8 protein-coding genes are annotated in these 12917 nt (G+C 71.8%); 7 read left to right on the top strand and 1 reads right to left on the bottom strand.

Annotated elements, in window-relative coordinates:
- Positions 1-52 precede the first annotated feature (52 nt).
- The 6 genes from ACZ56L_RS00850 (at position 53) to ACZ56L_RS00875 (ending at position 11352) form a co-directional block, all read left to right on the top strand.
- Positions 53-1558: a 3' terminal RNA ribose 2'-O-methyltransferase Hen1 gene (locus ACZ56L_RS00850; RefSeq protein WP_471060094.1), complete on the top strand. Its 1506-nt coding sequence runs from the start codon at positions 53-55 to the stop codon at positions 1556-1558.
- Positions 1555-4116, top strand: a complete 2562-nt coding sequence (locus ACZ56L_RS00855; protein WP_471060097.1) for a polynucleotide kinase-phosphatase — start codon at positions 1555-1557, stop codon at positions 4114-4116. Before ACZ56L_RS00850 ends, ACZ56L_RS00855 begins: the two co-directional genes overlap by 4 nt.
- Positions 4117-4309: 193 nt before the next feature.
- On the top strand, positions 4310-7378 hold the full coding sequence (locus ACZ56L_RS00860) for a DUF4132 domain-containing protein (protein ID WP_471060100.1): 3069 nt from the start codon (positions 4310-4312) through the stop codon (positions 7376-7378).
- A gap of 77 nt (positions 7379-7455) precedes the next feature.
- On the top strand, positions 7456-8688 hold the full coding sequence (locus ACZ56L_RS00865; protein ID WP_345217540.1) for an arginine deiminase: 1233 nt from the start codon (positions 7456-7458) through the stop codon (positions 8686-8688).
- Positions 8689-8773: 85 nt separating this feature from the next.
- The gene (argF, locus tag ACZ56L_RS00870; RefSeq protein WP_468683416.1) at positions 8774-9805 is read left to right on the top strand and encodes an ornithine carbamoyltransferase; all 1032 of its coding nucleotides are present in this window, start codon (positions 8774-8776) and stop codon (positions 9803-9805) included.
- A gap of 125 nt (positions 9806-9930) precedes the next feature.
- A complete protein-coding gene (locus tag ACZ56L_RS00875) occupies positions 9931-11352 on the top strand; it encodes an amino acid permease (RefSeq protein WP_471060104.1) in 1422 nt (473 codons plus the stop codon).
- Between the two features lie 30 nt (positions 11353-11382).
- On the opposite strand, the gene ACZ56L_RS00880 is transcribed toward ACZ56L_RS00875, so the two are convergent.
- Positions 11383-11832 carry an ATP-binding protein gene (locus tag ACZ56L_RS00880; RefSeq protein WP_401758280.1) on the bottom strand — a complete coding sequence of 150 codons (450 nt, stop codon included), beginning with the start codon at positions 11830-11832 and terminating at the stop codon, positions 11383-11385.
- Between the two features lie 257 nt (positions 11833-12089).
- On the opposite strand from ACZ56L_RS00880, the gene ACZ56L_RS00885 reads away from it, so the two are divergent.
- Entirely contained in the window at positions 12090-12917 is an 828-nt protein-coding gene (locus ACZ56L_RS00885; protein ID WP_345217547.1) for an enoyl-CoA hydratase family protein, read from the top strand.

Raw genomic sequence — 12917 nt, forward strand, 5'->3', positions numbered from 1 at the left:
GGACGCGTAAAACCCGTGGTCGAAGCGGGTGGACCGGGCAATACTCGAGCGTGTGTTCATGACGATCAGCACCACCGGAACCCCGGAACGCCCCGCGACCGACCTCGGTTTTCTGCTGCACAAGCATCCCGACCGGAAGCAGTCGTTCCGCACCGCTCACGGTACGGCGCACGTCCTCTACCCCGAGGCGAGCGCCGAGCGCTGCACGGCCGCGCTGCTCCTGGAGGTCGATCCGGTGGCGCTGGTCCGGCGCGGCAAGGGCAGGGGCCGCGGCGGCTCACCGGACCTGGCGCTCGCGCAGTACGTCAACGACCGCCCCTACGCCGCGTCGTCGCTGCTCGCGGTGGCATTGAGCGGCGTCTTCAAGAGCGCCCTGCACGGGGTGTGCACCGCCCGCCCCGAGCGTGCCGAGCAGCCGATGCCGCTGCGCGTCGAGGTGCCCGCGCTGCCCGCGCGCGGCGGTGCGGAACTGGTGCGCAAGCTGTTCGCGCCGCTGGGCTGGAGCACTGTCGATGCGGTGCCCGTGCCGCTGGACGCACAGTTCCCGGAATGGGGCGACTCCCGCTACGTACGGCTGACGCTGGAGGGGGAGCTGCGGCTCGCCGACGCGCTGCGGCACCTGTACGTACTGCTGCCGGTGCTCGACGACTCCAAGCACTACTGGGTCTCGCCCGACGAGGTCGACAAGCTGCTGCGGGCCGGTGAGGGCTGGCTGGCGGCGCACCCCGAGCAGAAGCTGATCACCACCCGCTACCTGTCGCGGCGTTGGGGACTCACCCAGCAGGCCACGCGGCGGCTGGAACTGGCGAGGCTCGCGGACGCCGACGACATCGCGGTCGAGGAGATCGACAACGCGGTGGCGGAGGAGACCGGGCCCGCCGAGGCCGACGAACGCCCGGCACCGCTCGCCGAGCAGCGCCGCGAGGCGATCCTCGGCGCACTGCGGGCGGCCGGAGCCGGGCGGGTGCTCGATCTCGGGTGCGGGCAGGGCCAGTTGGTGCAGGCGCTGCTCAAGGACGTGCGGTTCACCGAGATCGTCGGCGTCGACGTGTCGGTGCGCGCGCTCGCCATCGCCTCCCGGCGGCTCAAGCTGGACCGGATGGGCGAGCGGCAGGCCCAGCGCGTCTCGCTGCTGCAGGGCTCGCTGACGTACACCGACAAGCGGCTGGCCGGGTACGACGCCGCCGTGCTCAGTGAGGTCGTCGAGCACCTCGACCTGCCGCGGCTGCCCGCGCTGGAGTACGCGGTGTTCGGGTCCGCACGCCCGCGCACCGTCGTCGTGACGACGCCGAACGTGGAGTACAACGTCCGCTGGGAGACCCTGCCGGCCGGACAGGTGCGGCACGGCGACCACCGCTTCGAGTGGACGCGGGAGCAGTTCCGCGCCTGGGCGCACCGGGTCGCCGAGCGGCACGGGTACGAAGTCGCGTTCCTGCCCGTCGGGCCGGACGACCCGGAGGTGGGGCCGCCCACGCAGATGGCCGTCTTCACGACGGTCGCACCGGACGGCAAGGACAGGAGCAGCGTGGAGAACGCGAAGGAGGCGAAGGCCGCATGAGCACCACCGCCGAAGCAGCACCGGGCACCGCACCGCGCAGGCTCCCGGTCACCGACCTGTCCCTCGTCGTACTGATCGGAGCCACCGGTTCCGGGAAGTCGACCTTCGCGCGCAAGCACTTCAAACCCACCGAGGTCATCTCCTCGGACTTCTGCCGCGGCCTGGTCGCCGACGACGAGAACGACCAGAGCGCCAGCCGCGACGCCTTCGACGTGCTGCACTACATCGCGGGCAAGCGCCTGGCGGCCGGACGGCTGACCGTCGTCGACGCCACCAGCGTGCAGTCCGAGAGCCGCAAGCAGCTCGTGCAGCTCGCCCGGCAGCACGACGTCCTGCCGATCGCCATCGTCCTCGACCTGCCCGAAGAGATCTGCGCCGCCCGCAACGCCGAACGCCCCGACCGGGCCGGCATGCCCCGCCACGTCATCCGGCGCCACCAGCGCGAACTGCGCCGCTCGCTGCGCGGGCTGGAGCGCGAGGGCTTCCGCAAGGTGCACGTCCTGCGCGGCGTCGCGGAGGTCGACGCCGCCGAGATCGTCCTGGAGAAGCGCTACAACGACCTCACGCACCTCACCGGCCCCTTCGACATCATCGGTGACATCCACGGCTGCCGCTCCGAACTGGAGACCCTGCTGGCGAAGCTGGGGTACGAGGACGGAACGCACCCCGAAGGGCGCACCGCCGTCTTCGTCGGCGACCTCGTCGACCGGGGCCCGGACAGCCCCGGCGTACTGCGCCGCGTCATGGGGATGGTGGCTTCCGGAAACGCCCTGTGCGTTCCCGGGAACCACGAGAACAAGCTCGGCCGTTGGCTCAGGGGAAGGAAGGTCCAGCACACCCACGGACTCGCCGAAACCGTCGAACAGCTGGAGAAGGAGGACGACAGCTTCAAGGAAGAGGTCAGGGCCTTCATCGACGGCCTCGTCAGCCACTACGTCCTCGACGGTGGCGACCTCGTCGTCTGCCACGCCGGACTGCCCGAGAAGTACCACGGGCGCACCTCCGGACGGGTGCGCTCCCACGCGCTGTACGGGGACACCACCGGCGAGACCGACGAGTTCGGGCTGCCGGTGCGCTACCCGTGGGCCGAGGACTACCGGGGCCGTGCCGCCGTCGTGTACGGGCACACGCCCGTCCCCCACACCTCCTGGATCAACAACACCATCTGCCTGGACACCGGCGCGGTGTTCGGCGGCAGGATGACCGCGCTGCGCTGGCCCGAGCGCGAACTCGTCGACGTACCCGCCGAGAAGGTCTGGTACGAGCCGGTCAAGCCGCTGCTCACCGAGGCGCCCGGCGGACACGGCGGGCGCCCGCTCGACCTCGCCGACGTCGCCGGACGGCGGGTCGTGGAGACCCGCGAGCTCGCCCGGGTCGCGGTCCGTGAGGAGAACGCGGCGGCGGCGCTCGAAGTCATGAGCCGCTTCGCCGTCGACCCGCAACTGCTGCTCTACCTGCCGCCGACGATGGCCCCCACCGGCACGTCCCGGGTGGACGGTTACCTGGAGCACCCCGCCGAGGCGTTCGCGCAGTACCGGGCGGACGGCGTCGCGAAGGTCGTGTGCGAGGAGAAGCACATGGGGTCGCGGGCCGTGGTCCTGGTGTGCCGCGACGCGGACGTGGCGCGGGCCCGGTTCGGCGTGGACGGCCCCACGGGAGTCGTGCACACCCGGACCGGCCGGCCGTTCTTCGACGACGAGTCCGTGGGTGAACTCGTGCTCGCCCGGCTGCGGACCGCCGTGGGGGAAGCGGGCCTGTGGGAGGAACTCGACACCGACTGGCTGCTGCTCGACGCCGAGCTGATGCCGTGGTCGCTGAAGGCGTCCGGGCTGCTGCGCCAGCAGTACGCCGCCGTCGGCGCGGCGGCCGGCGCGGTGTTCCCCGGGGCGGTCGCCGCCCTGGAGGCCGCGGCGGCGCGCGGTGTCGAGGGGGCGGACGAACTGCTGGTCAAGCAGCGGGAACGGGCCGCCGACGCGAGCCTGTTCACCGAGGCCTACCGGCGGTACTGCTGGCCGACGCAGGGGCTGGAGGGGGTACGGCTCGCTCCGTTCCAGGTGCTCGCCGTGCAGGGGCGGTCCCTGGCGGGGGAGCCGCACGATCGCCAGCTGGCCTGGCTGGACCGGCTGGTGGAGCACGACCCGTCCGGGCTGCTGCACACCACCCGGCGCCTGGTCGTCGAGACCGGCGACGAGGCGTCCGTGCAGGCCGGCACCGACTGGTGGCTGGAGATGACCGGGCGCGGCGGCGAGGGCATGGTCGTCAAGCCGCTCGACGCACTGGTGAGGGACGGCAAGGGACGGCTCGTGCAGCCGGGCGTCAAGGTGCGCGGACGCGAGTACCTGCGGATCATCTACGGTCCCGAGTACACGCGGCCCGAACAGCTCGCCAAGCTGCGGGAACGGTTCCTCGGGCACAAGCGGTCGCTGGTGCTGCGCGAGTACGCGCTCGGCCTCGAAGCGCTGGCGAGGCTGGCCGACGGCGAGCCGCTCCGGCGGGTCCACGAGGCGGTGTTCGCGGTGCTGGCGCTGGAGTCGGAGCCGGTCGACCCGAGGCTCTGAGCCGGGACCGCCGCGCCCGTGAAGGGCTCCCCCTCGAAGGGCTCCCACCTGCGGAAACAGGCCGTGGTCGGGGCGTTGTCAGTGCTGCCTCGTAAGGTGTGATCACTCGCTCGAACCGGGCGGGTGGTCACACCTCCTGTGGTTCCGTGCGGGACCGCTCGGGGAAGCACGACGACGCACGGGGGCGCAGGTCATGGGGGACCAGAGGAGCTGGACACCGGTCGGCGGTTACGAGGTCACGCTCGACGTGTACGCGGAACCCGTCCCGCGGATCCGCTGCCGCAACGCGGCGGGGCGCGAACTGAAGGAACTGCCGCCCGCCCTGAAGAAGCAGGCCGCGGTCCTCGAACTGGCCGCGCTCGGCGACTGGCTGGCCGACCACGCGGCCGACGCCCGCACCCGGGTCGAGACCTGGATGGTCCGTTCCCTGCCCGTGCCCGCCGCGCTGATCCGCGCCGTGTGGAGCGACCCGTACTGGCAACGTGCCCTGCGGTACGCGGTCGTGGCCCCGTACCGCGCGGGCGAGGTGAGCCGCGCGGGCCTGCTCACCGGCATCGGACCCGACCACACTCTGTGCGTGGCCTCCCCGGAGGGCGAGTTCACCCTCACCGACACGGTCCTGACCTTCCCGCACCCGGTACTGCTGGACCCGCGCGGCACCGGACGGCTCGACCGGTGGCTCGACCTGCTCGACACCTTCGGCGGCGAGCAGCACATCGAACAGCTCCACCGCACGGTGTGGGTCCGTCCCGACGCCACCCCGGGGCACCGCGAGCCCCGGCGCCACGGCATCGCCGCCTTCCGCAACGGCGACTACTCCAACGGCGCCCGCTTCGAACGCGTCATCACCCCGCACGGCGGGCGCATCAGCGGCGAGACCGCCCACTTCCGCGTCCCCGTCGCCGGACACACCTACGACATGCGGCTCGACCTGCGCTACCAGGGGCCCGAGTCCCCCGTCTCCGTCAACCACTGCTTCTGGGACGACGCCCGCGAGCGCACCGGCCTCGGCGCGTACGACACGGTGCCCAGGGTGGCCTGGTCCGAAGGCATCCGGATGCTCGCCGACGTCTACGACCAGCACGACGACCCCTACAACGGTCCGCACGCCCGCACCCCGCTGCCCGCCGACGCCACGGCCGCCTATCAGGAGTTCCTGGTGGCCTGCGCCGCCTACGCGGCGACCGGGCCGGAACCCGCCGAACCGGCCGCCCGGCCCGTCGGGCCCGCGCCCGACGAAGCCCTGCTCCGCCAGGGCGCCGTCCTGCCCGCGAAGGACGCCCCCGACGACGGCCAGGAGCCGTTGACGGCGCGCTGTCACGACGGCGAACCGTTCGACGAAGGACACCGGCTCGTGCGGCTCGTCCCCGCCCGCGCGGGGCACGCCGAGGACGTGGTCGCACGCGCCCTCGGGCTGACCCCCGAAGGCGGCGAGGGCACGCCGGTGGGCCGGGTGCGCAAGGAGCCCCTCGGCTTCCTCGCCCGCGTCTGCGTCGCCCACCCCGCCCTGGCCCGCGACGCGATGGCACTGCTCACCCCGCTGCGCGCGTGCGCCGCACTGGCACCCGCCAAACCGGGCCGGGCCGGCGACCAGTTCGCCAGAACGGCCGTGAAGGCCACCGCGCACTGCCCCGCTCTCCTGCCCCACGCCCTGGACGAGGCCGCCCGGATCGTCGCGGGCGCGGGCAGCGCGACGACGGCCCGGCCCCTGTTCACGGCGGCGCGGGCGGCCGAGCGGAAACTGGGCGCACCCGTGGACGAGGAAGCCCGGCAGGCCCTGCTGGCGGAGTTCGTGTCGCTGGGCGCCGTCACCGTCAAGGAGCTGACCGCCCACCGCCGGGAAGTCGCCGCCCGCACGTCCGCCGAGCGGGCCGTCGCCGGGTACCGCAGCCTGGTGCGCACCTGGTGCCGGACCGGCCGGGACCTCTCCGACACCTTCGCCGCCGAGCTGGCCCGGGGCGCCGGCCGGACACTGCCCGCCGACGACGAGCACACGGAGATCCTCGCCGCCCTGCTGCGCGGCGGGGCCATGGACACGTGCGCCCCCGCCGTCTGGGACGCGTGGCGGCCCGTGCTGCGCAGGCTGCTGGCCGAGGACCCGGAGACCGCGGTGCCCGCCCTGCTGAAGACCGTGTCCGCACCGCGCGGCAAGACCGCCGCCGCGGTGTCCCGGACGGCCGCGTCCTGGCTGACGTACCTGGAGGACGTGGGCGTCCTGCACCGGCTCACCGGAGTGGGCGATGAGTCCCTGCCGCTCGACGACGCCCACCGATGGCTGACCCTGTTCCTGCACCGGTACGCGGGCATGGAGCTGCCGGTGGCCGGACTGGACGCAGTCCTCGCCGCGATCGCCGGACGGACCCGCGACGCGGGCCGCACGCGCGACCCCTGGGAGGGGGCCCGGCGGCGCGGCTCGGCCGTCGGCCGTGTCGGGCTGCGGCTGGACCTGGCGGTGCTGATGGTCAGGGCGGGCATGCCGCTGGCCGAGCCGCCCGGGACCGGGTGGCGCCGCATGCACCTCGTGGAGTGGATGGCCGCCCACGGCACGGACGAGGTGGTCGCCCTCCTCGACGCCCCCGTCCTCCGCGAGCGGATCCTGAACGAGCTGACGCTGCGGGCCCGCGAGGACCTCCACTTCGCCGGCGCACGGCACGAACTGGTGCTCTTTCCCGAGGCGGCCGTGCGGCTGGCCGCGTGCGCGCCGCTGCGGGAATGGGCCACGGCACTGCTGGCCGAGCAGGTGCGGCGGCTCGCGGAAGGCGCCGGGGACATGCTGCTCGCGTTCCAGGAACTGCTCCAGCACGTCGAGCCGTTCGTCCACGCGGGCGTGGGGGAGCCGTTCGCGGTGGCGGTGCGCACCGCACTCGACACCGACCCGGCACGGGTGCTGGCCCAGACCCTCGCCACCCGGTGCGCGAACACCGCGCACCCGGCGGGAGGCGACGAGAGCCCCGCCGGCCCCTGCCCGGTGGGCGGCTTGACCACCGAGCGGGCCGGCGGACTGCTGGCCTCGGTCGGGGAGGAACTGCGGGCACTGTGCGCGGCGGACTTCGACAAGGCGCCCGCGGGGCGTACCGGCCGCTACCTCAAACTCGACCAGCCGCGCCTCCAGGAGCTGCTGGAGGCGTTGATCGCGCAGCACCTTCCGGGACTGGCCGACCCGTGGTGCCGTCAGCGGTTCGCCGGGGCGCTGACCTCGGTGGTCGCCTGCGAGGTGTGGCAGCGGAGCCTGCGCACACCGGCCCGGGACCTGGTGGGGTGAGGTACGGGGAGGAACATGTTCGAGGCCGGAGCGGTGTTCGACGGGTGAAGCGGGGTTCGGACGGTCAGGATTGAGCCATGGGATTCCACGTCGACTCCGAGACCGGGCGGCTGCGCCGCGTCATCCTCCACCGCCCCGACCTCGAACTGAAGCGCCTGACCCCCAGCAACAAGGACGCACTCCTCTTCGACGACGTGCTCTGGGTGCGTCGGGCCCGGCAGGAGCACGACGGGTTCGCGGACGTGCTGCGCGACCGGGGAGTGGAGGTGCACCTCTTCGGCGACCTCCTCACCGAGGCGCTGGAGCTGCCCGAGGCGAGACGGCTCGTGCTGGACCGGGTCTTCGACGAGAAGGAGTACGGGCCGCTCGCCACCGACCACCTGCGGGCCGCGTTCGACGAACTGCCCGACACCGAGCTCTGCGAGGCACTCGTCGGCGGAATGACCAAGCGGGAGTACCTGGAGCGGCACCCGGAACCGACGTCGGTGCGCTTCCACGTCATGGACCTGGACGACTTCCTCCTGCGCCCGCTGCCCAACCACCTCTTCACCCGCGACACCTCCGCCTGGATCTACGACGGGGTGTCCATCAACGCGATGCGCTGGCCCGCCCGGCAGCGCGAGACCGTGCACTTCGAGGCGATCTACAAGCACCACCCCCTGTTCACCGGACCGGCCGCGGGCGCCTTCCACACCTGGTCGCAGGGGCAGAGCGACTACCCCTCCACCATCGAGGGCGGCGACGTCCTGGTCATCGGCAACGGCGCCGTACTCATCGGGATGAGCGAGCGGACCACCCCGCAGGCCGTGGAGATGCTGGCCCGAGGACTGTTCGCCGCCGGGTCGGCGCAGACGATCGTGGCCCTCGACATGCCCAAGCGCCGGGCCTTCATGCACCTCGACACCGTCATGACGATGGTCGACGGCGACACCTTCACCCAGTACGCGGGGCTCGGCATGCTCCGCTCGTACACCATCGAACCCGGTGTCGGCGAACACGAGCTCAAGGTCACCGACCACCCGGCGGAGCACATGCACCGCGCGATCGCCGCCGCCCTCGGCCTGGACTCCGTCCGCGTCCTGACCGCCACACAGGATGTGCATGCGGCCGAGCGGGAACAGTGGGACGACGGCTGCAACGTCCTCGCGGTGGAGCCGGGCGTGGTCGTGGCATACGAAAGGAATGTGACCACCAACACCCACCTGCGGAAACAAGGCATCGAGGTGATCGAGATCCGGGGCAGCGAGCTGGGCAGGGGGCGTGGCGGACCGCGGTGCATGAGCTGCCCGATCGAACGTGAGGCCGTATAGTGATGCGCTTCCTCGTATATGGTTTCACTGTTCGCGCGACTCCTCGTGCTCGTACAGTCCGCCCGTCGCCCCCTGGAGCGTCCCCATGACGTCATTTCTCGAAGGCCGCCACTCCCTGAAGGGCCGTCACTTCCTCAAGGAGGCCGATTTCAGCGCCGCGGAGTTCCGCGGACTGGTCGACCTCGCCGCCGAACTCAAGGCGGCCCGGAAGAACGGCACCGAAGTGCAGTGGCTGCGCGGCCGCAACATCGCGCTGATCTTCGAGAAGACGTCCACCCGCACCCGCTGCGCCTTCGAGGTCGCCGCCGCCGACCAGGGCGCGTCGACCACCTACCTCGACCCCGCGGGCTCGCAGCTCGGGCACAAGGAGTCGGCGAAGGACACCGCACGCGTACTGGGCCGGATGTTCGACGGCATCGAGTACCGGGGCGACGCCCAGGCGACCGTCGAGGAACTGGCCGCGCACGCCGGGGTGCCGGTCTTCAACGGCCTCACCGACGACTGGCACCCCACCCAGATGCTCGCCGACGTGCTCACCATGACCGAGCACAGCGACAAGCCCCTGGAGCGCATCGCCTTCGCCTACCTCGGCGACGCCCGCTTCAACATGGGCAACTCCTACCTCGTCACCGGCGCCCTCCTCGGCATGGACGTGCGCATCGTCGCCCCGCGCGCCTACTGGCCCGCCGAGGAGATCGTCGCGCAGGCCCGCAAGCTCGCCGAGGAATCCGGCGCCCGCATCACCCTCACCGAGGAGATCGACGAGGGCGTGCACGGCTCCGACTTCGTCGTCACCGACGTCTGGGTGTCCATGGGCGAGCCCAAGGAGGTCTGGGCCGAGCGCATCGAAGCCCTCGCCCCGTACGCCGTGACCATGGACGTCCTGCGCGCCACCGGCAACCCGGACGTGAAGTTCCTGCACTGCCTGCCGGCCTTCCACGACCTCGGCACCAAGGTCGGCCGCGAGATCCACGAGCAGTACGGCCTGACCTCACTCGAAGTCACCGACGAGGTCTTCGAATCCGCGCACTCCGTCGTCTTCGACGAGGCCGAGAACCGCCTGCACACCATCAAGGCAGTGCTGGTCGCGACCATGGCCGACGCCACAACTGAATAGCGATACGCCCGATTGGGTGAATATGCGATGCAATGACTACCATTGCATTGCTTGATGGGGTTCGGGCGCACCTGCCCGGACCCCATCTGCTCTGTCACCCGGGCACCAGAAAGAAGAACCACCCCATGCGACGCATCAAGTCACCCGACCTCCTCGTCGCCGAATCCGGCGCCGACCTGGAGGGCCACGGCCTGAGGCGCACCATGGGACTCTTCCAGCTCGTGTGCTTCGGCGTCGGCGCCATCGTCGGCACCGGCATCTTCGTCGGCCTCTCCGACAGCGTCGCCGAAGCCGGCCCCGCCGTCGTCGTCTCCTTCGTGCTCGCCGCGATCACCTGCGTCTTCACCGCGTTCTCGTTCGCCGAACTCGGCAGCGCGATCCCCGTCTCCGGCAGCTCCTACTCCTTCGCGTACGCCACCCTCGGCGAGCGCATCGCCTTCCTGACCGGCTGGTGCCTGCTGCTGGAGTACGGCATCTCCGTCTCGGCCGTCGCCGTCGGCTGGGGCCAGTACCTCAACGAACTCCTCGACGGCCTCATCGGCCGGCAGCTCCCCGCCGCGCTCTCCAACCCGCCCGGCGACGGCGGCGTCGTCAACATCCCCGCCGTCGTCGTCATGCTGCTCGCCGCACTGCTGCTGGTGCGCGGTGTCCGCGAGAGCGCCCGCGCCACCGCCGTGATGGCCGTCGTGAAGATCGCCGTGCTCATCCTGTTCTGCGCGATCGCCTTCACCGCGTTCAGCTCCGAGAACCTCTCGCCGTTCGCCGCGCACGGACTGATGGGCGTCACCTCCGGAGCCTCCGTCGCGTTCTTCTCGTACATCGGCTTCGACGCGATCACCACGGCCGGTGAAGAGGTCAAGAACCCGCGCCGGAACATCCCGCTCGCGATCATGATCTGCATCGGCGTGGCCACCCTGCTCTACTGCCTGGTCGCGATCGCCGCCATCGGCGCCATGTCCGCCGCCGACGTCGCCTCCCGGCCCGCCGCGCTCTCCCTGATCGTCGACAACGTCACCGGCTCCACCCTCGGCGGCGGCATCATCGCCTTCGGCGCGGTCGTCGCCATCGCCTCCGTCGTGCTCGCCGTGCTGTACGGCCAGACCCGCATCCTGATGTCGATGTCCCGCGACGGCCTCATTCCGCGGATTTTCGAACGCATCTCGCCGAAGACCTCGACACCGGTCGCCAACACCTGGATCGCCACCGCCGTGTTCGCCGTCCCGGCGGCGGTCGTCCCGCTCGACGTCGTCATGAACCTCACGACCATCGGCACCCTCGCCGTCATGGCCGTCGTCAACATCGCGGTCATCGCACTGCGCCGCCGCAACCCGGACCTCCAGCGATCCTTCCGGGTGCCGCTCTTCCCCGCCCTGCCTGTGCTGGGCGTGCTGTTCTGCCTCTACCTGATCTACGGAACGGGCTGGCGGACATGGCTCCAGTTCGGCGCGTTCCTGCTCGTCGGGTCGCTGGTGTACGCCCTCTACGGGCGCCGGCACTCGCGGCTCGGGGCGGCGCAGGACCGGGGCGCGGTGGGGGAGCGGACCTAGCGGGGGCGTTCACGGGGCGGGCTTCGGGGGTCAGTGCGGCGCGGGGAGACGGAACCAGACCGCCTTGCCCGAATCCGTACGCCGGTGTCCGCAGTCCGAGCTGAGCGTACGGATCAACAGCAGACCGCGACCGTGCTCCTGCCAGGGGTCGGGGCACTGATCGGCCTCGGAGGACTCCAGGTTGCCCGGCGGCCCCGGGTCGCCGTCGTGCACCTCGACCTGGCACCCCGTCGGCAGCAGCTCCACCACCAGCTCGATCGGGGCGGAGCCGCTGGTGTGCTCGACGGCGTTCGCCACGAGTTCGGCGGTCAGCAGCTCGGCCGTGTCGCTGTCCGCGGCCGGAGCCTCCAATTCCGCCAACGCCGTACGGATCAGGGCACGGGCCATCGGCACCGCGGCCGGTGAGTGCGGCAGCTCGATGCGCCAGGAGGTGGGGCGGCCGGGCGCGGAGCCGGAGGGAGGACCAGAGGCAGGGGGCAAGGCGTCGTCCGTTCGGGAAGCAGATTTCCTGCGTTCAACGGTACGAAGCGAAAGGCTGTTCCAGTAGGGCCGCTCGCCGTCAATGGTTGGGACCTGCGCCACAGTCCTTCGGGACCATGGGGGTGAGCCGGTCTATGCAACCGTCTCGCAGGTGTTCGGGAGTGCTGCCCAGTACGGCTTTATCGCGTACTCGTGACGGGAGTCACAGGCCGGTGATAGCTTCGAAGAACTGGCACCGGCACCGGGAGGCTGCGCCCATGAGCCCGTTCCTCAGCTCCGCCCAGCGCACCGAGAAGTGGCGCCACCTGCGGCTGGCCCTCGACGAAGGAGTCGCGACCGTCACCCTCGCCCGCCCGGACAAGCTGAACGCGCTGACCTTCGGCGCGTACGCCGACCTGCGCGACCTCCTCGCCGAACTCGCCCGGGAACGTTCCGTGCGCGCACTGGTGCTGGCGGGGGAGGGGCGCGGGTTCTGCTCGGGCGGTGACGTGGACGAGATCATCGGGGCGACGCTGTCCATGGACACCGGGCAGCTCCTCGACTTCAACCGGATGACGGGGCAGGTCGTACGGGCCCTGCGGGAATGCCCATTCCCGGTGATCGCCGCCGTGCACGGGGTGGCGGCCGGCGCGGGAGCGGTCCTCGCGCTCGCGGCGGACTTCCGGATCGCCGACCCGACGGCCAAGTTCGCCTTCCTCTTCACCAAGGTCGGGCTGTCCGGCGGCGACATGGGCGCCGCCTATCTGCTGCCGCGGGTCGTCGGACTCGGCCACGCCACCCGGCTGCTGATGCTCGGTGAACCGGTGCGTGCGCCGGAGGCCGAGCGGATCGGGCTGCTCAGCGAGCTGACCGAGGAGGGACAGGCCGACCGCCGCGCCGCCGCACTGGCCAGGCGGCTCGCCGACGGTCCCGCCCTCGCGCACGCCCAGACCAAGGCCCTGCTCACCGCCGAACTCGACATGCCGCTCGCCGCCGCCGTCGAGCTGGACGCCGCCACCCAGGCGCTGCTGATGAACGGGGAGGACTACGCCGAGTTCCACGCCGCGTTCACGGAGAAGCGGGCGCCGAAGTGGCGGGGGCGCTGA

It is taken from the genome of Streptomyces sp. NPDC039736 (assembly GCF_055596485.1).

Excerpts from the sequence above, each read along its gene's own strand:
- ACZ56L_RS00855 (WP_471060097.1), top strand. The coding sequence starts at position 1,555 with ATGAGCACCACCGCCGAAGCAGCACCGGGCACCGCACCGCGCAGGCTC.
- ACZ56L_RS00860 (WP_471060100.1), top strand. The coding sequence starts at position 4,310 with ATGGGGGACCAGAGGAGCTGGACACCGGTCGGCGGTTACGAGGTCACG.
- ACZ56L_RS00865 (WP_345217540.1), top strand. The coding sequence starts at position 7,456 with ATGGGATTCCACGTCGACTCCGAGACCGGGCGGCTGCGCCGCGTCATC.
- argF (WP_468683416.1), top strand. The coding sequence starts at position 8,774 with ATGACGTCATTTCTCGAAGGCCGCCACTCCCTGAAGGGCCGTCACTTC.
- ACZ56L_RS00875 (WP_471060104.1), top strand. The coding sequence starts at position 9,931 with ATGCGACGCATCAAGTCACCCGACCTCCTCGTCGCCGAATCCGGCGCC.
- ACZ56L_RS00885 (WP_345217547.1), top strand. The coding sequence starts at position 12,090 with ATGAGCCCGTTCCTCAGCTCCGCCCAGCGCACCGAGAAGTGGCGCCAC.